Here is a 25,719-nt window from a genome sequence, read left to right on the forward strand (position 1 = left end):
TCTGAAATTTTGGGAAAGTCCATACTGTGAAAAGAGAGTGTAGCGACTCAAAAACAAAGGTAAGACAGTGTGAGCACACAGGTAGGTGCGAGCTATACGGGCAGTCGTAGCACGACAGGCATATAATGAAAAGACGAACAATATACGGACAGAGAGACAAAAGATGAACCTTATGGGATAGTATGCAAAGGGCGTATTAAGAAGATGCTGGTAATCAATAGGTATTTTGGTGAATAGAAATACGGGAAATATACTTATTTTGCTGTTTTGCTTTTTGCTTTTCAGTTTTTTTTAGTAATTTTGCACCCAAAATAACAATGAATGAAAGAAACGGATATCATCATTATAGGGGCGGGACCTACGGGATTGTTTGCTGTGTTTGAGGCAGGATTGCTTAGGTTAAAATGTCATTTGATAGATACGCTCCCTCAGGTGGGCGGTCAGCTTACTGAGTTGTACCCCAAGAAGCCTATTTTTGATATACCAGGATACCCGAGTGTAGGGGCTTCGGAATTAGTGGATAATTTAATGGAGCAAATCAAGCAGTTTCAGCCTGAATTTACGCTTGGTGAAACAGCGATGACTCTTACTAAAAATGATGATGATACTTTTGTGGTTACTACTGATAAAGGCACCCAAATAAAAGGGAAAGCTGTAGCTATTGCAGGAGGATTAGGTACTTTTGAACCTCGCAAACCTGAACTGCCGAACCTTGAACAATACGAAGATAGGGGAGTGGCTTACTTTGTGAAACACCCCGAGAGTTACGCAGGCAAACACGTGGTGATAGCCGGAGGAGGCGACTCTGCACTCGATTGGAGTATTTACTTAGCCGAGAAAGTAGCAACGGCTTCGGTTACCTTAGTGCACCGCCGTAATGAGTTCCGAGGGGCATTGGATTCGGTTGAGAAAGTGAGAGCCCTCAAAGAGGCGGGGAAAATCAACTTAAAAACGCCTTATGAGGTAGTGGGACTAGGTGGAGAAAAGCATTTGGAGTCGGTAGTATTGGAGCAGGAAGGGGGCGAAAGAGAAACTCTTGTAGCTGATGCTTTTATACCTTTGTTTGGACTTACTCCTAAATTAGGACCTATTGCTACGTGGGGCGTGGAGATTGAAAGAAATGCTGTGAAGGTGAACAATGCCTTAGACTATCAAACTTGTATAGAGGGAGTATACGCCATAGGCGACGTGAATACTTACCCAGGGAAACTGAAACTAATACTTTGTGGCTTTCACGAAGCGACCTTAATGTGCCAAAGTGTGTACAACCGCATTTACCCTAATAAAAAATACGTGTTAAAATACACTACGGTAGTGGGTATAGACGGTTTTGATGGGTCTCGGAAAGAGGCTGAAAAGGCAGTGGTGAAAGCGATTTAGGTGAGGTAAGAGATAAGAGGTAAAAGGTAAAAGAAATAAAAAAACTAATGATTAAATAAAAGGATATGCCCATAACACTAACTATTAATGAGACGAGTGCTTCAGCATTGGCTTTTGTGGAATATGCTAAAAAACTTAGTTTTGTACAGTATACAGAAACAAAGGATGATGAAGCGTTGCCTAAAACTAAACGTTCGCTCACACCTAAAGAACAAAAATTCAAGAAGATGCTTTTGCAAGGAATGAAAGAAGTGAAAGCGGTAAGAGAGGGAAAAATGAAAGCGCGTGATTTAGATGAAGTCCTCAATGAATTGTAAATTTTTATCAGTTGCTACTTTTGATAGAGAACTTAAAAGGTTGAGCAAAAAGTATAAGAGTCTGAAGAGAGATATAGAAAATCTTAAAGCAGAGATAGAGATAAATCCTCTTTTAGGAACAGATTTAGGAGAAGGATATAAGAAGATACGTCTTGAAATAGCTTCTAAAAATAAGGGGAAAAGAGGAGGAGGGCGTGTTATCACCCACGAAGTTCTCGTGAATGTAAATGAGGAAGATGAAACAAGAAATATTCTTTTTGCTGTTATTTATGACAAAAGTGAATATGATACAGTGGATATGGATATCGTAAAGGAAATCGTTCAAGAATACTATTCGGAATAATTGCTTCTAAAATACTAATAACTAAATATAAAATGAAGAGCATAAATGTACTATTAGCAAGTGTCTTATTGGCAGGTGGTGTTTCGCTACACGCCCAGATAGATACTTTGGGTAGTAAATCCCTACAACTGAAAGGGAAAGTAAAGAAAGTAGAGGATTATTCATTTCTTCTGGAAGCGAGTCCGAAAGGTACTAAAACCTTTGATGGGAACACTTATAACGTTTTTCCTTATTCCGAAGAATGGAAGGTGGAAAAAGACGAAAAGAAGTATTCTAAAACTAATATATCTTATCTGTTTGACAACGGAGGGCGCAATCTTGAAATTAAAACCTATAATGCTGAAAATCGACCTTTTGGAGGAATGCGCTTCTTTTATGACAAGAAGGGAAAAATCAATAAAAGTCAGTCGGTGTTTACCTTGGGAGACGGAGAACTGACGGTGAACCGACAGTATTTTTACAATGAGAAGAATCAGTTGGTAAAGATTGATGAGAATGATGGGGTGACCAATGAGTGGCTTATCACTATCACGTATAAATACGACGATTTAGGTAACTGCATTGAGAAGAATAAGGTAGCTAGTGTATCGGCATTGGAGAAAGATATTCAACGATATGAGCAGAAGAACCTTGTATTGGAACAGAAAATACGTCCGGAGTACACCAAAGAGAAGTCGTATAAATACAACAATATGAACAAGGTGAGCGAGATAGAGGAAAAAGTGCTTAACAAGAATGTGTTTTTAAAAACAGAGAACCAATACGACAAGGATAAGAATTTAACCAAAGCGACGTATATTAACCAAGCAGGACAAGAGACCGTATGCCAGCACAAATACAACAAAGCAGGGCAACTCATACAGACCATTTGTACGGCTAATGATGACCCTAACTTTTACGTAGAGACGAATTATATGTTTAACAAATTTGGAGAGACGCAGATTATTAAAACACGGAAAGGGGTAGCCTCGACCAAAGTGTATGATGAGCACAACTTGCTTACTGCTTATACTACTCCTGATTTCAATTATAAATACCGTTATACTTTTGATAAAATGGGTAACTGGACACAGATTATAATGTTTGAGAACGACAAGCCCGTTTGCGCTCGCGTTCGCAGAATAGAGTACTTCCCCGCAAAATAAATGAACGAGATACATCTTAAAATAACCGATCGCGAGGGGCTTCTATACGAAATAGAAGCCCCTACTGATATGAATATGAACCTTATGGAGGTAATGCGTGCTTATGAAATTGCCCAAGATGGCGAGATAGGCATCTGTGGTGGTATGGCAATGTGCGCCTCTTGCCAGTGCTATATTCAGAATGAAGAAGAGGTGTTGCTTCCTGAGATGTCAGCAGAAGAAGAAGCAATGCTTTCGGAGGCTTTTTACGTGAAACCTAATAGTAGATTAGGTTGCCAAATTCCGATTACACCTGAAATAGATGGTTTGGAAGTGGTATTAGCACCATTTGCATAAGAAAGATAAAAAATATCGAGAAGTATTTTGTAGTTGAGCATTAAATTACTACTTTTGCACAGTTTAAATATTAATTCGCCAAATATGTTAAAAAGGAATCTATTCTTATGGCTCTTCACAGTAGCTATAACATTCGGTGCTTCCGCTCAAAACTATGAGTGGAAAGAAGCTCAAGGAGGCGGTTACACTTATAAATATGTAACACACGACCCCACCAATGCAAGGTTTTATACCTTGAAAAACGGACTTACAGTTATTTTGAGTCCTACGAATAAAGAACCTCGCATTCAGTGCTATGTAGCTGTGAAAGCAGGTAGTAAAACTGACCCTGCAACTAATACAGGGCTTGCACATTATTTAGAGCATTTGCTCTTTAAGGGAACTGATAAATACGGTTCACTTGATTGGGCTAAGGAAAAAGTAGAACTCGACAAAATCGACGCCCTCTACGAAGAGTACAATCACACCAAAGACCCTGCTAAACGTAAAGCTATCTATAAACTGATAGATTCGGTTTCAGGAGTAGCTAGTAAGTATGCTATCGCCAATGAGTACGATAAGATGATGACTGCTATGGGTGCACAAGGTACCAATGCTTTTACTTCGTTTGAAAAAACAGTGTATACTGACGATGTGCCTGCTAATGCTATCAATAAGTACATTACTGTACAAGCTGAACGCTTCCGCAACCCTGTACTTCGTATCTTCCATACTGAATTGGAAGCTGTATACGAAGAGAAAAACCGCTCTTTGGATAGCGATAATAGCGAGGTGTTTGAAACTCTCTTCTCTGAGCTATTCAAGAAGCACAATTATGGCTTGCAAACCACTATCGGTACAGTAGAGCATTTGAAAAATCCTTCACTGAAAGAAATTCGCAAATACTTCCATACCTATTACGTGCCCAACAATATGGCAGTAATATTGGCAGGAGATTTCAACCCTGATACTGTTATCGCTCAAATTGATAAGGCATTTAGCTATATGCAACCCAAAGCAGTGCCTCAATATACTTTTGAGAAAGAAGCTCCTATTACAGCACCTATCATTAAGAAGGTAGTAGGACCCGATGCCGAAAGCGTTTCGATGGCATTCCGCTTGCCTGGTAACCAAGATAAAGATGCTCTCTTAGCCGATTTAGTAGGAGAAATTCTTACTAATGGTAAAGCAGGTCTTATTGACTTGAACCTTGTAAAAAAACAAAAACTCCTTGGGGCAAGTGCCTTTGCTTATACGCTTATAGACTATGGCGTATTATACCTCTCAGGAAAACCTCTACAAGGGCAGTCGTTAGAACAAGTGAAAGACCTTATGTTGGGGGAAATAGAAAACCTCAAAAAAGGTAACTTTGATGATGACCTTATTCCTTCTATTATCAACAACTTGAAAAAGCAAACCATTCAAGCGACTGAGTCTTATGGCAACCGCGCTAATATGCTAATGTCAGCTTTTACTGATAATCTCGACTGGAAAGACCAAGTAGCTTATGTGAACAACCTTTCTAAACTCACCAAAGCTGATATCGTAGCTTTTGCCAATAAATACCTCGGTAATAACTACGTAGCTGTGTATAAAGAGAAAGGAACTCGCCCTAATGTAGAGAAGATTGAAAAACCAGCTATTACTCCCGTTGAGACTAATGCCGATAAACAATCAGCTTTTGTGAAAATGGTGAACGAGATGCCAAGTACTCCTGTAAAGCCTGTTTTCTTAGATTATAATAAAGACCTACAAAAAGGAAAATTAGGCAAAGCAGAAATACTTTACGTGCAAAACAAAGACAATGAATTGTATCGTCTTACTTTCCGTTATAAAGTAGGTACTCTTAATGATTTGAAATTAGCAATGGCTGCTAATTATAGTCAGTTTTTGGGTACTGATAAAAAATCAGCTGAACAGCTTACCAAAGAATTCTATAAAATAGCTTCAAGCTTTAGAATTTCAAACAGTGACGAGTACACTACTGTAAATATAGAAGGTTTACAAGAAAACTTTGAAGCAGCTGTGAAACTTTACGAAGACTTTATTGCCAATATTAAAGTAGATGAAGAAGCCCTTAAAGCCTTGAAAGCTCGTGTAGTTAAATCGCGTATAGATGCCAAAGCTAATAGAAATGCTATTATGCAAGCTTTAACAAATTATGCAATGTATGGGGCTAAAAACAAATATAACTACACCTTCTCTGATGCCGAAATTGAGGCTATTACAGGGAAAGAGTTGGTAGATAAACTCAAAAACCTAAACAATGTTGAGCAAACTGTTATTTATTATGGACCTGCTACCCTTTCAGAACTTACTAATAAACTAAAAACTTTGCATAAAGTGCCTGCTAAGTTTGCTAAGGTAGCTCCTAAAAAAGAGTTTAAGCAAGTAGAGCAAACTAAAAACCAAGTGCTCTTTGCCGATTATGAAATGGTACAAGCTGAAACTCGTTGGATACGCAATACCGTTCCTTTTAATCCAGCTGAAAGTACTGTAATTAGTGCGTTCAACAACTACTTCGGTGGCGGTATGGGTTCTTTGGTATTCCAAACCATTCGCGAAAGTAAAGCTTTGGCATATAGCACCTATGGTTTCTACGCTTCCCCAAGAAAAAAAGCTGATAAATACTATATGCTTGCCTATGTAGGTTCACAAGCTGATAAGTTTAAAGAAGCCGTTGAAGCAATGAATGAACTGCTCAATACAATGCCTGAATTGCCTGCTAATCTTCAATTAGCTAAACTACAAATCAAGCAAGAAATAGAAACCGAGCGCATTACACAAGACGGTATTATTTATAGCTATTTAGCCGCACAAGAATTGGGTCTTAAAGACGATATACGCAAGCAAGTATATCAAAATGTAGATGGTATTACAATGAAAGACATCAAAGCTTTCCACGACAAATACCTCTCTAAAAAACCTTATACTTATGTGATTTTAGCTTCAGAAAAGAAACTCTCAAAAGATGACCTCCAAAAAATAGGAGACTTTAAGAAGCTCTCATTAGAAGAACTCTTCGGATATTAGAATAAGAAATTATTTTTTATTTCTCATAATCAGTGTTAAAGTCGCACGACTTTAACACTGATTATTTATATATAATACACTCATTTACAATACTCATCTAAAATATTTTAAAGATTTGTGATAAAAATATTTGGTAGTTATTATTATTATCCGTTACTTTGCGCCACAAAGTGCTTCATTATGGAAGAGAATAAATACTTAAACGACCTACACGAGATACGCCAGATGATGCGTAAGTCTACCCTTTTTCTTTCGCTTAGCGGACTTTCGGGGGTATTGGCAGGTGTGTATGCCCTGATAGGTGCGGCAGGGGTATATATGTTGTTGGAACATCATTACATCTATTATCCTTATGTGCTTATAGAAAGTCGTACCTTTAAAGCTATTATGGCAATTGCATTAGCGGTGCTTGTAGCCTCATTGGTGACGGCTTACTTGTTTTCGGCGCGTAAGGCGAAGCGCAGTGGAGAAAGTCTTGTGAATGCTACCGCCAAAAGGGCTTTGTATAACTTTGCTATTCCGCTACTTACGGGTGGGCTACTCAGTGTATTGCTCATCAAAAATGGGTACTACGGACTGCTTGCGCCAATGACGCTTATTTTCTACGGTTTGGCGTGTGTGAATGTGAGTAAATACACCTTTGGAGATGTACATTATTTGGGAATTACCGAGATTGTGTTAGGCTTATTAGCGGTATATTTTCCTGGTTACGGACTCTTGTTTTGGACATTGGGCTTTGGTGTATGCCACGTTCTCTATGGAGGCATTATGCACTTTAAATACGAACGAGCCCCCGAACCCCCGAAGGAGGACAATCTACAAAAGGAGTAGAATAGAGTATGATACTATGACCGAAATCTTAAAACGTTATATAGATGCTTCTAATGCTTTTCGCAAAGCAGGAGGCTCTCACGAAGGAGCTATCGCATTATACGACTTGTTGTACGATTTGCAAGCCAAAACAGAACGTACTAAAGAAGAGGAGCGTATCCTCGCTGATACGTACACCTTATTGGAATACCACCTTTCGGCTTATGAGACTTTCGCACGTATTGCCGACCTTACTAATTATAAGGAGAAAAGCAAGTTCTCCGTTTTAGCAGACAAAGCTAAAACACATAACAACACTTTTTGTATCAAGGATATTCGTAAACTGAGAGCAAAGCAAAAACAGCAACCTTTTCAAATTAGTGATTTCAAGAAAGTAGAAGATTTTAAGTCGGAATACGAGTATATACTCTCAAAGAAAAAAGTAGTTATTTTTAACAAAGAGGTAGAAGGAGAGTATTTTTCATTCTTTGTAAACAAAGATACTCCTTTAGAAAGTTGTTTGCATAGTATAAAAGAATACTTAGAGTGGCTTTCAGATGCTAAGGAGACACTCTTTAGCTATTATAATGAGCATTGTACTGAATATACACCTCAAGCTGATGATAATTGGTATGATACTTTAGAGGTATATAGAGGTCGTATGAATGTTTGGAGTACAGGAGTCGCTGCTCATATATCTGCTGGGGATATTTTCACCCCTGACCATTCGTTAGAAATAGATTTTGACAATAAAGAAATCACTGATATAGGGTGGGACGGATAAAAATGAAGACTTTTTTAGCACATATCAATAAGGCTTTTGACCACCGCATTCGCTTAGCCATAATGTCGGTGTTGATGGTGAATGACAGTGCCGACTTTAATACCCTGAAAGAACTCTTAGGGGTAACCGACGGCAATCTGGCAAGCCATACCCGTGCCTTGGAAGCTGAAGAGTATATCACTATTGAAAAATCGTTTGTGGGAAGGAAGACGAATACGAGTTATAAGGTAACTAAAAAAGGAAAAGAGGCTTTTCAAGAACATTTGAATGCACTCGAGAAGATTATTGGGAAATTAGGAAATTAGTTGATTAGTCAATGAAGATGTCAAAAGAATGTAATCAACTTTGCCAAAGTTTTAAACTTTGGCAAAGTGTGTGACGCAAAAGCGTCTTCTTTTTTAGTTATATACTTTGAAATGCAAAGTACTTTTATTATTGTTAATTATTAATTGTAAATTCAAATATTATGTATCCAGAAAAACCATCAACAACATCTAATGTATGGCAATCAAACACTTTTCGTTTGGTGCTTATTGGGGCACTTACTTTGGTATTGCTCATTCCGCTCTTATTAGTGCAAAACTTAGTGAGAGAGCGCAAAGAACGTCAGCAGGAGGTTATCAATGAGATTGATAGCAAGTGGGGGCGCGAGGTCTTTTTCTATGGACCTATCCTTAAAATTCCTTACAAAGTGTACAGCGACAAGAACAAAAACGCTTTTGATACACAGTACGCTTATTTCTTCCCCGAGGAACTGAAAAATACTTCGAATGTAAAGACTGAGGTGAAGAAGCGCAACAACTATGAATCAGTAGTGTTTAATGCGTCTATGGACTTTACGGGTAGTTATGTGGCGCCTAATTTTGCAACTAAAGGAATTCCTAACGAAGATATCAGTTGGGATAAGGCTACGATTCTCATTCGCACTACTAACCTCGCAAGTATTAAGAATGGGGTAAGCATTCAATTAGGTGGCAAGGATTACGCTTTTGAACCTATCTATGAGCAAAAAGACGACGAGGATTATTACTATGAAAATGATAGTAAGGCTAATGAGGTGGCATCGCTTGAAACAGGCTTTATCAACTATCAGGAGTTTTTGGCTAACCCTTCGTTTAGTTTTACGGTGCAGTACGACGGTAGTAAGAAAATAGCTATTGTGCCCATAGGGAAGACTACCGAGAGTACCCTTACCTCTAACTGGGCTAACCCTAGCTTTACAGGTAGCTTTTTGCCTTACACCAAACAGATAAACGGCAATGGGTTTAACGCTTCGTGGAAGGTATTGCACATCAACCGTCCGTTTGCACAACAATCGTTTGGGAGTTTGCCGAATATTTCGCAATACACTTACGATGTAGATTTTATCATTCCCGTAGACCAATATCAGCAGAATGAACGCGCTACTAAATACGGTTATTTGGTGATATTCCTCACTTTCTTGATATTCTTTTTAATACAGAGCATTAGCAAGATAAAGATTCACATCTTCCAATACTCAATGATAGGGTTGGCATTGGTGTTGTTCTATACTTTGCTCATATCGATTACAGAACACAGTAGCTTCTCGTTTGCTTACTTTATATCGTCGGTAATGACGGTAGGACTTATCAGTTTGTATTCGGTTTCTATACTGAAAAACAAGAAGTTTCCTACTTTTATAGGACTTTCATTAGCAGCACTCTACGGTTTTATTTACGTGATTATTCAGCTGGAAAGTTATGCTTTATTAGTGGGAAGTATAGGTTTATTTACCATTTTGGCTATTGTGATGTATGTGTCGCGGAAGGTGGAATGGTCGGATTCAGGTAAATAGGTAAAAGATAAAAGGTAAAAGGTAAAAGGTAAAAAGGACTGTTAGAGAATATCTGGCAGTCTTTTTTTATACCATAATGCCAAAAATGCTAATAATACCAAGTTAATGACGGTGTGAGTCACACAAGCAGGTGTGAGCCACACGGGCAAATAAACAAAAGACGAACAAAAGACGAACAAAAGACGAAAAAAAGCCGAACAAATGACGAACAAATGACGAACAAATGACGAAGAAATGACGGTGCGAGCCGCACGGGCAGATAAACAAAAAACGAAGGAAAGACAAACAAATGACGAAGAAATGATGAAGAAATGATGAAGGATAAGGCTTGCAAAATAGTAGAAAAAGTGGAGTTTGTAGAAGGTGATTATGGGTAGTTGTTGAATAATAGAAATAAAAGTATTATCTTTGCACCCTTTTTAACTGATAATTCATAACTAAAAACATAAAACTCAAGTGGCTATAATAATAACTGACGATTGTATCAATTGCGGGGCTTGCGAACCCGAATGTCCTAACAATGCTATTTATGAAGGTGCTGACGATTGGCGTTATAGCGATGGTACGACCTTAAAGGGACGTGTGGTATTACCGAGCGGATTGGAAGTAGACGCGGACGAGCCCCAGAAAGCTATCAGTGATGATATTTACTTTATCGTGGCGGACAAGTGTACTGAATGCATTGGTTTTCACGATGAACCCCAATGTGCTGCTGTATGTCCTGTGGATTGCTGTGTGCCCGATGATGCCTACCAAGAAACAGAAGAAGAACTTTTGGCTAAAAAACGCTTTATTCACGACGAAGAAGCGTAGTTTTACAAAAAAAGTAGTATATTTGTCCCCATACTTTTAAAAAAGAGTATCTATGAAAAAAGAAGTAACAGATGTATTGGTAATTGGCGCAGGTCCTTCGGGTTGTGTATCAGCAGCCTATTTGCAGAACAACGGTGTGAAGGTGCGCGTGGTAGAGAAAACAAAATTCCCGCGTTTGGTAGTAGGCGAGAGCCTTATTCCGCGCGTGATGGATCATTTTGAGGAAGCGGGTTTTATGCCAGCCTTGGAAGCCCAAAAATACGAAGTGAAATGGGGTGCCCGTTTTATTCGTGGCGAACAAGTGTGTCAGTTTGATTTTGGTAAAAAATACGGTAAAGGTTGGGATTGGACGTGGCAAGTGCCTCGCGCCGATTTCGATAATGTTTTGGCACAAGAGGTCATTCGAAAAGGGGTAAATCTCACTTTTGAAACCGAAGTTACCGATGTGCAATTCTTCCCCGACCATCAGGTTACTACGGTGAAAGATGCTAATGGCGAGGTGAGCGAAATCACCTCTAAATTTGTAATTGATGCCAGTGGTTATGGGAGGGTGTTGCCTCGCTTGTTAGACCTTAATTCGCCTTCGAAGTTAGACGACCACTCGTCTATTTTTACTCATATCAAAGAGGGGAAGGTACGTCCTGCGGGTGAAGAAGGTACGCTTATTTCATTTGATGTATTGGAGCGTGAAGTATGGCTATGGGTAATTCCGTTCTCTAACGGCAATACCAGCGTGGGCATTGTAGGGCCTACGCACTATATCAACGCTTTGTCGGCTTCGGGAGATACCGAAGAAGCACTTCGCAAAGCAATTAAACGTTCTGACTTCTACCGAGCACGCTTTGAACATTCGGATTTTCTGTTCAAGCCCAATAAGATACAAAGTTATTCTTGCTCGGTGAAAAAACTCTTTGGCGAAGGGTTTGTGCTCACGGGCAACAGTACCGAGTTCTTAGATCCTGTGTTCTCCTCAGGAGTGGCATTTGCTACCGAATCGGGGATGTTGGCGGCTAAATTGGTAAAACGCGAACTTGCGGGTGAAAAAGTAGATTGGCAAAAGGAATACGCCGAGTATATGCAACGTGGTATAGACGTGTTTACTTCTTATGTAAGAGAATGGTATACTGGCAATCTACAAACGCTCTTCTTTCATCAGCCAGGAAATGAAGACGTGAAGAAGAAAATATGTTCGGTACTTGCAGGTTACGTGTGGGATACTACCAATCCGTTTGTAACCAAACACAAGCATATCATTGAAAATATGGCATATGCCATTGATAACGGTTTGGGAATGAAGGAGGCATAAACTTTTTTGGCTGAACGATAAAAAAGTAGTATCTTTGTGCCCACTTAAATACTCTTATAACTCTTAATTTTAAACTCTAAACTAAAAAAGTGCAAACAGAAGAAAAAGAATTGTACCGCTTTGTAGAAGCGGGAGATTGGACAAATTCCCTTTCAGATAGTGAAATGGAAAAACTTTTAGTAGAGACTGACTTTTCTCGAGAACAAACCGACGAGGGACGTGACTACTGCTATTTCTTACATAAATACAGCAAAATAGACGATAATAGTGCCTCTGACTATACGTTGATGGCTTATACCCTTACCCAACCCGAAAACTTGGAACGTGCTTCGATGTATGATATGATACTCGAAGAAAATGAGTATTTCAGTATACACCGCATCAGTGTGTATCGCAACGGTCAGCTAATTGACAAAACAGCTGATACTACTATAAAAGTATTGGACAACGAAGGGCAAAGCGGTCGTGGTATTATCAGCAGTTCTAAAAAACTGAACTTCTCTATCAAAGACCTTCACTTAGACGATATCCTCATTTTGGAAGATACCAAAGAAAAGGTATTTACTGAGAAAGAGTTCTTGCGTCGGGACTTTATGAAATACGTATATGTAACCCCTGATACTTACTGGGCGTACGGTAAATATCACTTCAAGCTCATCAACAATCGCGACAAACGCGTGGCTTATAAAGATGTGTTTTTCCGCGACGAGCAGGGTAACGTAATCCCAAGTCAGGTGAAATACTTAGCACAAGGAGAAGCATTTGAGATAGTACAAGAAAACTACATCAACCCAGTAGACCCTAACCGCGAAATCTTCCCTTTTATAGACTTCGCTACTGATAGTACTTGGAAAGAACTTTCTAACTATATCTATCCGCTTTACGAAGAGGTATTCAAAGCACAACCCGCTGATTTCGCTCCCGATTTAGTGGAGAAACTCAACGGTATGGCTACCCTCGATGAGAAATTGCAATACGCTATAGAGTTCGTGCAAAACAACATCTACTACGTGTACAACGCCGATGAGATGAATGGACACAAACCACAAGCACCTGCACTTACTTACCAAAATAAGCAAGGTGATTGTAAAGCGAAATGCGTATTGTTGAAATCTATCCTCAACTATCTCGGTGTAGAGGCTTCAGTGATATTGGTGAACTACAATTCTGATTATTACTTGCAATTCTATCTCCCTTCGTTGCTTTCATTCAATCACGTAGTGGTGAAAATCAATTACAAGGGTAAAGAATACTTTGTAGATGCCACTGCTCGTAATGAGTTTGGTAAATTGGAGAAACGCGCAGTGATTTCTTTTTGTCACTTTATGGAGATATTGCCTGACCAAGAGTTACAAGTGCGCAAACCTACCTATTTTGACAATTTTTGTATAGATGAGCACATCACCTTAGAAGCCAAAGGCAATACGGGCAAAATACAACTGCTTACTACTTATCGTTACAATCGTGCAAACTCTATGCGAGCTTACTTCAAGTCGAGCAACAAAAATGAACGTTTGGACAGCTGGAACAACTCCTTGTTCTATGCACTCAACTATGTAAACGACCGCAAAGGCAAAGATTTCCGCGAGATTTTCAAAGATGCTACTTTGCAAATAGTGAAGGACGATAAGGTGGAAAATGAATTTGTAGTGAAGTACGAAGCAACTATTGAACAGCCTTATTTTATAGATAACGAAGGTCGTCGTTTCTTGATGTACTACGATGGTAGTGTGTTGAAAAACAGTATTCGTGAGCACCAGCACAGCGATGCGAGCTTTTGGCATAACTTCGATAGTGAGCGTTACGAAATAGAGCTCAAAACTGATGAAAATATCGATACTAAGGAAAAATACACCGTACAAGAGTGTGATATCAAAAACGAGTATTTTACCCATAAAACCCAAAAGTTTATCACTAAGAACTCTGGTAAGGTGATTGTGGAGTACAATCCGCTCACGAATATCGAATTGCCATTAGATAAATTGGAACCTATCCGCGAAGATTATCACACTATGGCTGATAGCAACTTCGGTATCGGTATTGATGTGGTAGAAAAAGGATTCTTAAACTCCTTAAAACGACTTTTTAAATAAGGAAATTTACATACAACTTTGCCAAAGGTGTGAGTCGCACGGGCATTAGAACCTTTGGCAAAGTTTTATTAACAAAAATAATGAGTGCACTTATTCCAACCATAGAAACTAAATCGGAAGCCGAGATTGTAGCTTTTCAAGAAGAAAAACTGCGAGAGCTATTGCAATATCTCAATGAAAAATCGGTTTTTTATCAAAATCTCTTCCGCAAGCACCATATCCGTATAGAAGATATCCGCACCCTTGCCGATTTACAAAAAATACCCACAACCCATAAAGACGATTTGCAACGCGAGAATGATGCTTTTCTCTGCGTACCTAAAACTGCTATTGTAGACTATGCTTCTACCTCAGGCACTATGGGAACGCCCGTTACTTTCGGTCTCACTGACAGGGATTTAGACCGTTTGGCGTACAACGAAGCTATCTCATTAGCTTGTGCAGGCATTCAAAAAGGCGATGTAGTCCAACTAATGACTACTATCGACCGCCGTTTTATGGCAGGCTTGGCTTATTTCTTAGGCATACGCAAAATGGGAGCGAGCATCATTAGGGTAGGGGCAGGAATACCCGAATTGCAATGGGATTCTATTCGATTGTACGAGCCTAAATACCTTATTGCGGTTCCTTCCTTTGTGCTGAAAATGATAGAATATGCCGAAAAGAATGGTATAGACTATCGCGCTTCTTCCGTAAAAGGAGTGGTGTGTATAGGTGAGGCGTTGCGCAATCAGGATTTTAGCCCTACACTCTTAGCGAAAAAGATTACTGAAAAATGGCAGGGATTGCAACTCTACTCTACTTATGCTTCTACCGAGATGAGCACTACTTTCACCGAGTGTGAATACCAGCACGGAGGGCATCACCACCCTGAGCTCATCATCACCGAGGTATTAGACGACGAAGGACGCCCCGTACCCGATGGTGAGAGTGGCGAACTCACTATCACTACTTTGGGAGTGGAAGGTATGCCATTGTTGCGTTTTCGCACAGGTGATATAGTAGCGATGCACAGTACCCCTTGTAAATGTGGGCGACATACGGCACGAGTGAGTCCTGTACTGGGTCGCAAACAGCAGATGATTAAATACAAAGGAACGACCCTCTACCCGCCAGCCCTAATGGATTTGCTTACGGGGTTTGAAGCCATAGAGAATTACATTATAGAAATCAATACCAATGATATCCTCACCGATGAAATTCTCATCAAAATAGGGACAAAAAACCCTACTGAAGCCCTTCGTGAGCAGATAAGTCATCATTTCCGCGCTAAACTCAGGGTAGTTCCTAAGATTGAGTTCTGCGATATAGCCCTTATTGAGCAACAGCTCTATCCGTTGGGCAGTCGCAAACCGATGAAATTTGTAGACAAACGCAAACCATTAAATTAATTATATATGAAGACAAAAAATCTATTAGCTGTCTTATTTTTGTGCGTTACCTTAGCTGTAACGGCGCAAGATTTTCAAGAAGAAAGAGGTAATTTATCTTTTCTAAAAGATCAAAAAGTCGTGAATGTAGAGTTCAAATACGATAATTTGCGACTAATGAAAGACAATGTTACCGAAAGAGAATACGTAGATGAACGTCGTCAATTTCTTAACAACAGGAATAAAGGTGAGGGAGATAATTGGCTGAAGAAATGGGAAGGAGCGAGAGAAACCTTTTGGGAGCCTAAATTTTTAGATTTGATGAGACGTACAGTTACTGAATCTAAAGGAATTGCATTTCAAAAAGATGCTCCTCAAGCAGCCTATACCCTTATTGTAGATGCCCAATGGATATATCCAGGATGGGATGCTTGGGTAATGAAACAAAAAGCCAAAGTAACTACTGTACTCAGTTTTGTAGAAACAAATAACAGAGAAAATGTACTATACCAAATACGCTCTATCGAAGCCCCAGGCGACCAAATAGGACATAATTACAGTAATGAGTTGCGTATAGGAGAAGGCTTTGAGAAAACCGCTAAATCCTTTGGAAAGCTCATCATCAAACGCCTTAAAAAATAATAATAATAATTAAAACACTTTTAACCTCAATATCCTTTGTCAAAGTCTCTAAGACTTTGACAAAGGGTATTGTTACTTATTACCTGTTACTTTTCACTTTTTTCTCCCATTCTTCAAAAAACTTAGGTTTATACAGCGATAAGCTATTATCTTTTAATGAAGTAAATACTTGTACAGTTTCTCCCGTACAAACCAACTCATTGGCTTCGTTGTAGATAAAATACTGAAAGATGAGTTTCGCTACATTGGAGGGAATATAGTGAGTATCAATGCGCAAACGTTCGCCATAACGCACCATCTTCTTGTGTTCACATACACTCTTCACAATAGGAGTTGTATAGCCTTCGCGCTCTACATCAAGGTAAGAAATACCGTACTTTCTCCCAAACGCCTCACGTCCGTCTTCAAAATATTTGATGTAGTTGCCGTGCCACACAATACCAAGTGGGTCGGTTTCGCTAAAGCGTACCGTAATAATGAGACTCTCAGATAAATTCGCAGGTTTATACGTTTCTTTTAGCTTTGTCATAATAAATAGAGATAAGAATACAAGTAATGAAAAAGAGCAGTAAAGCTCCTATTTTAGGTAGCAAACTACTCGCAGAACCGCCTCTTAACAATACCTCGTAGAAGGCTTGTAATCCCCAGTTCATAGGGGAAATATTAGAAAGCAATTGCATAATATGGGGCATTGCAAAGGTAGGTATCCACACGCCCCCAATAGCTGCAAAAAGCACTGTGAGGGTAGCTCCCAAGGGCGCTGATTGTTCTTGGGTTTTTGCTAAAGTCCCTAAAAGTACCCCCAATCCTATTGCCGAAAGCCCTGACACTATGGCGACTAATAACAAAGGTAAAAGTTTACCTCCCACATCTAACATTGGTAAGCCTAAGTAAGGAAATACGAACACCCCCATTACTACCATCAAAGCGAATTGTAGTAAGCTAATCACTAGAAAAACAATGATTTTAGCGGAGAGTAATGCTGAGTAGGGTAGGGGACTCGTGAAGAGTCGGAGTCCTGTGCCTTGTGTTTTTTCCTTTACAATACTCGCCGATAGCGGTATGGTAATAAAGAAGATAGCAAAGAGAGCCCACGCGGGTACGTTGTGCTGGGTAGCGTTGGGGATAGCAGCAGTAGCCGTATTAGGATTGATTTCTCTAAAACTCACTAATGCTTCTGTTTTTGGTAAACTCACCCCTTCCTCTAACTGACTCTCAAAGGCTTTATAAATATACTGATTTTCTATTTGGTATAGCAATTTGTCAATGCCACTCTTCACACTTTCTTTAAACGAAGTCTGCAAAGTCGGGTCAAAATAAAGGCGTATTTCTTTGGTAGTATAAGCCGTTTCAGTAGGTGTTACAGTCTCGCCTGCAAAAGTGTTGATAATTGTCTCTACATTCTGTTGCACTTTAGTTTGCAAGCTGGAGGAGAGTTCAGCAGGAATTACAATAGCTAGCAGATAGTTACCTTTCAGCACCTGCTCACGCGCCATAACTTCGTCAATAGGTTTGCCGTCCAACGTTTTCACCATTTCGAAAGCACTTCCTTCTAAGCTCTTACTGATATTTTTGGCAATTTCACCGCCATCGTTGTCCACTAACAGAACGGCTGTTTTCTGCTCACTGATATTCTTAAAAGCTCCGTCCTGCAAAAGCGTAATGGTTACCACCAATAGCAATGGCATCGCAAAGAGAATGATAAGTGCCCCCACATCGCGCAACAGCAATAAGACTTCTTTTTTTATAGATTGAAACATAACGGTTTGAATAGGGGACAAAGATAGTAAATAAATACCAAATAATTCCAATAATTTCAGAAAAGACAATAACTGTCAATTTACGAATTTGCTAAATTGCTAATTACTTCGTACTTTTGCACCCTCAAATTTTTAAAACACAAATTATATCTATGACCGCTATTAGAAATATAGCTATTATTGCCCACGTAGACCACGGCAAAACTACCTTAGTAGACAAGATTTTACACCACTGCGCTCTCTTCCGCGAAAATCAAGATTCAGGCGAACTGATATTAGATAATAACGACCTCGAACGCGAACGAGGAATTACTATCCTCTCTAAAAACGTTTCAGTAGTTTATAAAGACATCAAAATAAACATTATTGATACACCTGGCCACGCCGATTTTGGTGGGGAAGTGGAGCGTGTACTCAATATGGCCGATGGCGTGCTCTTGCTTGTCGATGCTTTTGAAGGCCCTATGCCACAAACGCGTTTTGTACTCCAAAAGGCTATAGAGATGAAGTTGAAACCCATTGTGGTAATCAACAAAGTTGATAAAGAAAACTGTACTCCTGATGAGGTACACGAAGCTGTATTCGACCTGATGTTTGAACTCGGCGCTGAAGATTGGCAGTTAGATTTTCCTACGGTATATGGTTCAGCTAAACAAAATTGGATGTCAGAAGATTGGCATAAGAAAACCGATAGTATTGCACCCCTACTCGATATGGTGGTAAAGCATATTCCAGCTCCTCAAATAGAAGAAGGTAGCTTGCAAATGCTTATCACTTCATTGGATTATTCTAGTTTTACAGGACGTATTGCTATTGGTCGTTTGCATCGTGGTACCCTAAAATCGGGTATGAATATTTCATTAGTAAAACGCGACGGAACTATTGTAAAATCTAAAATTAAAGAGCTACACCTCTTTGATGGTTTAGGTCGTAAGAAAGTAGAAGAAGTACAAGCAGGCGACATTTGTGCGATTGCAGGCTTAGAAGGCTTTGAAATTGGTGATACTATCGCCGATTACGAAAACCCCGAAGCACTTCCTACTATTGCTATCGATGAACCTACTATGAGTATGCTCTTCACTATCAACGATTCTCCTTTCTTTGGTAAAGACGGAAAGTTTGTAACCTCTCGCCATATCAAAGAACGTTTAGAGCGTGAATTGGAAAAAAACCTTGCTTTACGCGTAGAACCTACTGATAGTGCCGATAAGTTTATAGTTTATGGTCGTGGGGTTTTGCACCTTTCAGTACTCATTGAAACAATGCGTCGTGAAGGTTATGAATTGCAAATCGGTCAGCCACAAGTTATCATCAAAGAGATTGACGGCGTAAAATGCGAACCTATAGAAGAACTTACTATTGATTTGCCTGAGAATGTAAGTGGTAAAGCAGTCGATTTAGTTACCCTTCGCAAAGGCGAAATGCTAAGTATGGAACCTAAAGGTGAACGTATGATTATTAAGTTTATTATTCCATCTCGCGGTATTATAGGGTTGCGTAACCAATTGCTTACGGCTACTGCTGGTGAAGCTATTATTCACCACCGTTTTTTGGAGTTCCAACCTTTCAAAGGTGAAATAGCAGGGCGTATTAATGGTTCGCTTATTTCTATGGAACAAGGCACTGCTATTCCTTATTCTCTCGACAAATTGCAAGACCGAGGCAAATTCTTCATCTTTCCTGGTGAAGATATTTATACAGGACAAGTAATCGGTGAAAACTCTCGTAGTGGAGATATAGTAGTAAATGTAACGAAGACTAAAAAACTTACTAACGTACGTGCTGCGGGCTCTGATGAAAAAGTAAAATTGGCACCGCCTATTAAGTTTTCTTTAGAAGAAGCCTTGGAATATATCCAAAAAGATGAGTATGTAGAAGTAACTCCTAAAAATATGCGCTTACGTAAAATCTACTTAGATGAGAATGAACGCAAACGCCACGAAAAGGAGTTTAAGTAATCTTTAATATTTAATAAAAGAAAGCCTCAGTGTATAAAAACACTGAGGCTTTCTTTTATGAATAATAGATAGATGATGAATAATAAAAAAAGTCGTCACTTCCCAGCAACGACTTTTCCTCATTAAAACAAAAAATTATGAAAAAAACTAAATTACTTCTCTTTTTCCATCTTGTCTTTCAACTCTTGTAATGCTTCAAGATCACCAAGTGTTGATTTTTCGACTGTAGATGAGCTGGTATTTACAGCAGCTTCTTTAGCTATTTTCTCTTCTTCTTCTTTGAAGATAGCAGTGTGAGAAGCTACAACACGTTTAAATTCTTTGTTAAATTCAATCACTTTGAAATCAGCAGTGTCTCCTTTGCCCAATTTCTTTCCGTCTTCTTTTTCTAAGTGACGTGAAGGAACAAACGCTAAGATATCGTCGTTGAAAGGAACAGTAGCACCTTTATCTACCATTTTAGAAATAGTACCTTTGTGAACTGTACCTACCGCAAATTCAGTTTCGTATTTGTCCCAAGGGTTAGGAGTGGTTTGCTTGTGTCCTAATGACAATTTGTGTCCTTCGGCATCTAATTCAAGTACTACTACTTCAATCTTATCACCAGAGTTTACAAATTCTGATGGGTGTTTAATTTTCTTAGTCCAAGAAAGGTCGGTGATGTGTATAAGACCATCGATACCTTCTTCGAGTTCTACGAATACACCGAAATTAGTGAAATTGCGAACAGTACCTGTATGTTTAGAACCTACTGGATATTTCTCAGTAATGTTAATCCAAGGGTCTGGGGTAAGTTGTTTAATACCCAAAGACATTTTGCGCTCGTTGCGGTCGAGAGTCAAGATAACAGCTTCTACTTCGTCGCCGAGTTTTACGAAATCTTGAGCAGAACGCAAGTGAGTACTCCAAGACATTTCAGAAACGTGGATAAGACCTTCTACACCATCAGCGATTTCTACGAAAGCACCGTAGTCGGCAATTACCACTACTTTACCTTTTACTTTATCACCTACTTTAAGGTCGTCAGCAAGAGCGTCCCAAGGGTGTTTGCTAAGCTGTTTTAAACCTAATTGGATACGTGATTTGTTGTCGTCGAAATCGAGGATTACCACATTGAGTTTTTGGTCTACCGATACCACTTCGCTTGGGTGATTGATACGAGCCCAAGAAAGGTCGGTGATGTGAATCAATCCGTCTACGCCACCAAGGTCTACAAATACACCGTAAGAAGTGATATTTTTCACAACTCCTTCGAGTACTTGTCCTTTTTCGAGCTGACTGATGATTTCTTTCTTCTGTTCTTCGATATCTGCTTCGATGAGTGCTTTGTGAGAAACCACTACGTTTTTGAACTCGTGATTTACTTTCACAATCTTGAATTCCATTGTTTTGTTTACGAATTGTTCGTAATCGCGGATAGGTTTCACATCAATTTGAGAACCAGGTAAGAATGCTTCGATGCCAAATACATCTACTATCATACCGCCTTTGGTACGGCTTTTTACAAAACCGTTTACGATTTCGCCGTTTTCGTGTGCCAAGTTAATTCTATCCCAAGCTTTAAGCGTACGTGCTTTGCGGTGTGAAAGTACTAACTGACCGTTTTTATCCTCACGGATATCGATAAGCACTTCTACTTTGTCACCTACTTTGAGGTTCGGGTTGTAGCGGAACTCGTTGAGAGAGATAACGCCTTCTGATTTAGCGTTGATGTCGATAATCGCTTCTCTGTCAGTGATGCGGGTTACTACTCCTTCTACTACTTCATTGTCTTGAGTGTCAACGAAATTGTTTTTAACCAATTCTTCGAAGTTTTTCAATTGGTCTTCTTGTACGCTGTCAATACCTTCTTGGTACTTGTCCCAATCAAAGTTCTGTAAGAACTCTTCTGGATTTTGAGTGTTTTCAGCCATTTGCTGATAATAAAATTTGTATTTCCTAATTAGGAACGAGAGTATTTTAGTAGGGCTATTTCTAATAGGAAAGAATGAAACAATAATGATAAATTAATACTCTATGCCCTTAAAAAATTATGGCAAAATTACGAATAATCTTTGAATTAGCCAAATAATTTTATGATTTTTGAAGATGTTTTTTTATTTGTAACTGTGTATCTATTTGTTTATTAGATAATTATATGGATATTGTATTAAGTAGAAATATTACTAAGAAACAATCGATTCTACTGAAAAGTTTTTGTAATTACATCATTTGTATTTCTTTAAAGAACTGAGTAAATTCTTCTTCATATAATTTTTCATCTCTTTTTAAATCTTCTATGGCATATTGCATTTTCGAAACAAAGCCTGTACGCCTATCCATTCGGTATAATATGGAGCAGATGCCTTCAAAAGTTTGATAGCTTTCTAACCAACGTTCGGCAATGATGTATTTGCTCAAAGTTTGAGCTTTATCGTTGAGCAAGTATTGATGGCGCTCTAAGGCATCGTAGAAGTGTTGAACATATTGTTCTAAGGATTTATCAGAATATTCTTTCCAATGTTTAGCAAGACAATAGTCGTAAAAAATATCTACCAGCACCCCTGCGTAATGGTTGTAAGTAGGCACCAATCGGTGTTTACTTTTCCGGAAAATAGTGTGTGCATCAGTGAAAGTGTCTATTCTGCGATGTAATAAAATACCCCGTTGCATTGCTTCGGGGTATTGTAAGTATTCTTTACCTCGTACGGTATCGGCGATAAAGTTGCCAATAGTAAGCAGTTCATCGCCTTCGCCCGAAAGGTAAATATGAGCCAAAAAGTTCATTATAAATAATCTTTTACCTTAGAAAGTGCTTCGGTAATACCACCGGGGTTTTTACCTCCTGCGGTTGCAAAGAATGGCTGTCCGCCACCTCCTCCGTGAATGTATTTGCCCAGTTCTCGTACTATCTTACCAGCATCTAATCCTTTGGCTCGTGCCAATTCTTTATTGATATAGCATAACAAGAGTGCTTTGCCTTCTTCGTGAGCTGATGCAAAGAATACAAAAGCATTTTTTACCTCATTACCTAACTCGAAAGCAAGGTCTTTGAGAGTTGCTACTTCTGCATCTACTTGTTTTACGAGACACTGAACACCATTTACTTCTGTAAATTCAGCTTTGATGCTTGTTTTAAGTTGCTTAGCTTGCTCTTTTCTCAACTGTTCAAGCTCTTTGTGTAAAGCTGCATTTTCTTCTTGCAAGTGCGTAATCGCTTTTACAGGGTCTTGGGCGTTTTTCAGCGTTTCTTTTATTTGTTCTACCAGCTGTTCTTGTTCTGTAAAATACTTCATAGCTCCTCCACGGGTAATCGCTTCAATACGGCGAATCCCTGCTGCTACTGCACCTTCTGAGATGATTTTGAAATACCAAATATCGCCTGTGTTCTTTACGTGAGTTCCCCCACAAAGCTCTTTGCTATCACCAAACTGAATCATACGCACACGGTCGCCGTACTTTTCACCAAAGAGTGCCATAGCACCTGATTCCACGGCTTGTTGCATAGGAATATTACGATGCTCTTGCAAAGGAATTTTCTCAAAAATACGTTTGTTTACCAATTGCTCTACCTTTTTGAGCTCTTCCTCAGTAAGTTTAGCAAAGTGAGAGAAGTCGAAGCGCAAAGTTTCAGGAGCTACACGAGAGCCCTTTTGTTCAACGTGTGTACCCAACACTTCGCGTAAGGCTTGGTGTAACAGGTGGGTAGCACTGTGGTTAGCTTCTGCCATTTCACGTCCTACTGAATGTACTTCTGCTTTGAAAGGGTCGTTTAAATTAGTAGGCAGGTGTTCTGAAATGTGAATGATAAGGTTATTTTCTTTTTTGGTATCTAAAATATAGATAAGCTCACCGTTAGCACTTTGTAGAGTACCTTTATCGCCCACTTGTCCACCTCCTTCCGGATAAAAAGGAGTAGTGTTGAATACCAGCTGAAAATGAGTACCGTCTTTCTGACTTTCCACTCTGCGGTATTTCACCAATCGCACCACAGCCTCTAAGGTATCATAGCCTATAAACTCCTCTTCATCGTCGTCGCGGAGTATTACCCAGTCGTCAGCTTTTATTTGAGCTGCTGCACGTGAACGCTCTTTTTGTTTTTGTAATTGTTCTTCAAAACTAGCTTCGTCCATAGTGAGCCCTTTCTCCGAAAGAATGAGCGCTGTCAAATCTTTGGGGAAGCCGTAAGTGTCGTATAATTCAAAGGCTTTACCCCCCGATAGTTGCTTGCCAGGACTGTTTTGTATCATTACGTCTAGCATCAATAAACCTTGTTCAAGCGTGCGCAAGAAAGAGGCTTCTTCTTCTTTTATGACGCTCATAATCAGGAATTGCTGTTTCTCCAATTCGGGGAAAGTACCTCCCATTTGGTTAGAGAGTGTCTCTACTAATTTGTAGATAAACGGTTCTTTTTGGTTTAAGAAAGTAAAACCATAGCGAATAGCACGACGCAAAATACGGCGTATCACATAACCAGCACCATTGTTAGAGGGCAACTGACCGTCGGTAATAGCAAAAGCCACAGCCCTAATATGGTCTGAAATCACACGAATCGCAATATTTACTTGTTCTTGTTCAGGAGTTACACGGTCGCCTGAGGTATATCTACTTTGGGTAATCTCTTCCACTTTGTGAATGAGAGGGGTAAACACATCGGTATCGTAATTTGATTGTTTCTTCTGCAATACCATACAGAGGCGTTCAAAACCCATACCTGTATCCACGTTGCGAGAAGGTAGTTTTTCGAGACTACCGTCGGCTTTGCGGTTGAACTCCATAAACACATTATTCCAAATCTCAATTACCTGAGGGTGGTCGTTATTCACAAGGTCGCGACCTGGCACTTTGGCTTTCTCTTCATCTGAACGGATATCCACGTGAATTTCGGTACAAGGACCACAAGGACCTTGGTCACCCATTTCCCAAAAGTTATCTTTTTTATTTCCGAGAAGTATATGGTTTTCAGCAATCCGTTCTTTCCATATATCATAGGCTTCTTGGTCAAAAGGCACGCCGTCTTCTTCACTGCCTTCAAAAACGGTTACATAGAGGTTTTCTTTGGGAATTTTGTATATTTCGGTGAGCAATTCCCACGCCCAGCTAATGGCTTCTTTTTTGAAGTAATCGCCAAACGACCAGTTGCCAAGCATCTCAAACATCGTGTGGTGATACGTGTCGCGACCTACCTCTTCCAAATCGTTGTGCTTCCCCGATACGCGCAAACACTTTTGAGTATCGGCTACGCGTTTGTATTTAGGTTTAGCATTACCAAGGAAGAACTCTTTAAATTGGTTCATACCAGCGTTGGTAAACATCAGGGTAGGGTCGTTTTTAACCACCATAGGAGCCGAGGGAACAATAGTGTGCCCTTTGCTTTCAAAGAATTTTAGGAATTGTTCTCTTATTTCTTGCGAAGTCATATATTTTTAACTAACGATTGACAGTTAATAATTAACATTTTCAGGGCGCAAAGGTACGAACTAATTAGCAAATTCACAAATTTGCTAATCTGCTAATTTCCCCCTCAGCTTTAACTGAGCAATCCACAGAATAATGATGTTTTACAAAAGAATTATCTGTGCTAAATCTGTGTAATCTGTGAAGTCTTTGCGAGACTTTCGGGTAGCTTACTGACTATTTGTTTTATTTGTAAAAATTTGTAAGATTTCTGTAGCGTAAGCTACACTCTTAATTTTCCCCTCAGCTTTAACTAAGCAATCCATAGAACAATGATGTTTTACAAAAGAATTATCTGTGCTAAATCTGTGTAATCCGTGAAGTCTTTGCAAGACTTTCAGACAGCTTACTGACTATTTGTTAGATTTGTAAAAATTTGTAAGATTTCTGTAGCGTAA

Annotated in this window: 21 protein-coding genes; 16 read left to right on the forward strand and 5 right to left on the reverse strand. The window is 39.3% G+C overall.

From position 1 onward, the window contains the following. Window positions 1-321 precede the first annotated feature (321 nt). From HMPREF9078_RS09410 to HMPREF9078_RS09480, 15 genes are all read left to right on the forward strand, one after another. Complete coding sequence (locus tag HMPREF9078_RS09410; RefSeq protein ID WP_009418138.1) at window positions 322-1,380, forward strand: NAD(P)/FAD-dependent oxidoreductase; 1,059 nt, start codon at window positions 322-324, stop codon at window positions 1,378-1,380. Window positions 1,381-1,445: 65 nt separating this feature from the next. Continuing rightward, window positions 1,446-1,697: a hypothetical protein gene (locus tag HMPREF9078_RS09415; RefSeq protein ID WP_009420458.1), complete on the forward strand. Its 252-nt coding sequence runs from the start codon at window positions 1,446-1,448 to the stop codon at window positions 1,695-1,697. Continuing rightward, complete coding sequence (locus HMPREF9078_RS09420; protein WP_009420459.1) at window positions 1,687-2,040, forward strand: hypothetical protein; 354 nt, start codon at window positions 1,687-1,689, stop codon at window positions 2,038-2,040. Before HMPREF9078_RS09415 ends, HMPREF9078_RS09420 begins: the two co-directional genes overlap by 11 nt. Before the next feature lie 32 nt (window positions 2,041-2,072). Next, window positions 2,073-3,185 carry an RHS repeat protein gene (locus HMPREF9078_RS09425; protein ID WP_009420460.1) on the forward strand — a complete coding sequence of 371 codons (1,113 nt, stop codon included), beginning with the start codon at window positions 2,073-2,075 and terminating at the stop codon, window positions 3,183-3,185. Continuing rightward, window positions 3,186-3,521 (forward strand): 2Fe-2S iron-sulfur cluster-binding protein, encoded by a 336-nt coding sequence (locus tag HMPREF9078_RS09430; RefSeq protein ID WP_009420461.1) that lies wholly within the window; start codon window positions 3,186-3,188, stop codon window positions 3,519-3,521. 84 nt (window positions 3,522-3,605) lie between these two features. Continuing rightward, on the forward strand, window positions 3,606-6,533 hold the full coding sequence (locus tag HMPREF9078_RS09435; protein WP_009420462.1) for a pitrilysin family protein: 2,928 nt from the start codon (window positions 3,606-3,608) through the stop codon (window positions 6,531-6,533). Between the two features lie 180 nt (window positions 6,534-6,713). Further along, on the forward strand, window positions 6,714-7,364 hold the full coding sequence (locus HMPREF9078_RS09440; RefSeq protein ID WP_009420463.1) for a hypothetical protein: 651 nt from the start codon (window positions 6,714-6,716) through the stop codon (window positions 7,362-7,364). Window positions 7,365-7,380: 16 nt separating this feature from the next. Further along, the gene (locus HMPREF9078_RS09445; RefSeq protein WP_009420464.1) at window positions 7,381-8,127 is read left to right on the forward strand and encodes a hypothetical protein; all 747 of its coding nucleotides are present in this window, start codon (window positions 7,381-7,383) and stop codon (window positions 8,125-8,127) included. A 2-nt stretch (window positions 8,128-8,129) separates the two neighbouring features. Further along, window positions 8,130-8,432, forward strand: a complete 303-nt coding sequence (locus HMPREF9078_RS09450; RefSeq protein ID WP_009420465.1) for a transcriptional regulator — start codon at window positions 8,130-8,132, stop codon at window positions 8,430-8,432. 161 nt (window positions 8,433-8,593) lie between these two features. Further along, on the forward strand, window positions 8,594-9,943 hold the full coding sequence (creD, locus tag HMPREF9078_RS09455; RefSeq protein WP_009420466.1) for a cell envelope integrity protein CreD: 1,350 nt from the start codon (window positions 8,594-8,596) through the stop codon (window positions 9,941-9,943). A 456-nt stretch (window positions 9,944-10,399) separates the two neighbouring features. Continuing rightward, a complete protein-coding gene (locus HMPREF9078_RS09460; RefSeq protein WP_002672952.1) occupies window positions 10,400-10,756 on the forward strand; it encodes a 4Fe-4S dicluster domain-containing protein in 357 nt (118 codons plus the stop codon). 52 nt (window positions 10,757-10,808) lie between these two features. Then, window positions 10,809-12,062, forward strand: coding sequence for an NAD(P)/FAD-dependent oxidoreductase (locus tag HMPREF9078_RS09465; RefSeq protein WP_009420468.1), 1,254 nt, complete (start codon window positions 10,809-10,811; stop codon window positions 12,060-12,062). Window positions 12,063-12,151: 89 nt separating this feature from the next. After that, window positions 12,152-14,155 (forward strand): hypothetical protein, encoded by a 2,004-nt coding sequence (locus HMPREF9078_RS09470; protein WP_009410698.1) that lies wholly within the window; start codon window positions 12,152-12,154, stop codon window positions 14,153-14,155. Between the two features lie 80 nt (window positions 14,156-14,235). Further along, window positions 14,236-15,546, forward strand: a complete 1,311-nt coding sequence (locus HMPREF9078_RS09475) for a phenylacetate--CoA ligase family protein (RefSeq protein ID WP_009420469.1) — start codon at window positions 14,236-14,238, stop codon at window positions 15,544-15,546. A gap of 6 nt (window positions 15,547-15,552) precedes the next feature. Then, entirely contained in the window at window positions 15,553-16,167 is a 615-nt protein-coding gene (locus HMPREF9078_RS09480; protein WP_009420470.1) for a hypothetical protein, read from the forward strand. A gap of 79 nt (window positions 16,168-16,246) precedes the next feature. Here HMPREF9078_RS09480 and HMPREF9078_RS09485 read toward each other — a convergent pair whose 3' ends face one another. Next, on the reverse strand, window positions 16,247-16,696 hold the full coding sequence (locus HMPREF9078_RS09485; protein WP_009420471.1) for a thioesterase family protein: 450 nt from the start codon (window positions 16,694-16,696) through the stop codon (window positions 16,247-16,249). Next, on the reverse strand, window positions 16,671-17,927 hold the full coding sequence (locus HMPREF9078_RS09490) for an ABC transporter permease (RefSeq protein ID WP_009420472.1): 1,257 nt from the start codon (window positions 17,925-17,927) through the stop codon (window positions 16,671-16,673). The genes HMPREF9078_RS09485 and HMPREF9078_RS09490 overlap by 26 nt, the downstream gene beginning before the upstream one ends. Before the next feature lie 152 nt (window positions 17,928-18,079). On the opposite strand from HMPREF9078_RS09490, the gene typA reads away from it, so the two are divergent. Beyond that, complete coding sequence (gene typA / locus HMPREF9078_RS09495) at window positions 18,080-19,885, forward strand: translational GTPase TypA (protein WP_009420473.1); 1,806 nt, start codon at window positions 18,080-18,082, stop codon at window positions 19,883-19,885. 152 nt (window positions 19,886-20,037) lie between these two features. Here the strand turns inward: typA and rpsA are convergent, their stop codons facing one another. The 3 genes from rpsA to alaS all read right to left on the reverse strand — a co-directional run bounded on the left by rpsA (window position 20,038) and on the right by alaS (window position 25,284). Continuing rightward, window positions 20,038-21,798 carry a 30S ribosomal protein S1 gene (gene rpsA, locus HMPREF9078_RS09500; protein WP_002672939.1) on the reverse strand — a complete coding sequence of 587 codons (1,761 nt, stop codon included), beginning with the start codon at window positions 21,796-21,798 and terminating at the stop codon, window positions 20,038-20,040. A gap of 289 nt (window positions 21,799-22,087) precedes the next feature. Next, the gene (locus tag HMPREF9078_RS09505) at window positions 22,088-22,651 is read right to left on the reverse strand and encodes an ACP phosphodiesterase (RefSeq protein WP_009420474.1); all 564 of its coding nucleotides are present in this window, start codon (window positions 22,649-22,651) and stop codon (window positions 22,088-22,090) included. Beyond that, complete coding sequence (gene alaS, locus HMPREF9078_RS09510) at window positions 22,651-25,284, reverse strand: alanine--tRNA ligase (RefSeq protein WP_009420475.1); 2,634 nt, start codon at window positions 25,282-25,284, stop codon at window positions 22,651-22,653. Before alaS ends, HMPREF9078_RS09505 begins: the two co-directional genes overlap by 1 nt. Window positions 25,285-25,719 lie beyond the last annotated feature (435 nt).

It is taken from the genome of Capnocytophaga sp. oral taxon 380 str. F0488 (genome assembly GCF_000318255.2).
In the GTDB taxonomy this organism is placed as follows: domain Bacteria; phylum Bacteroidota; class Bacteroidia; order Flavobacteriales; family Flavobacteriaceae; genus Capnocytophaga; species Capnocytophaga ochracea.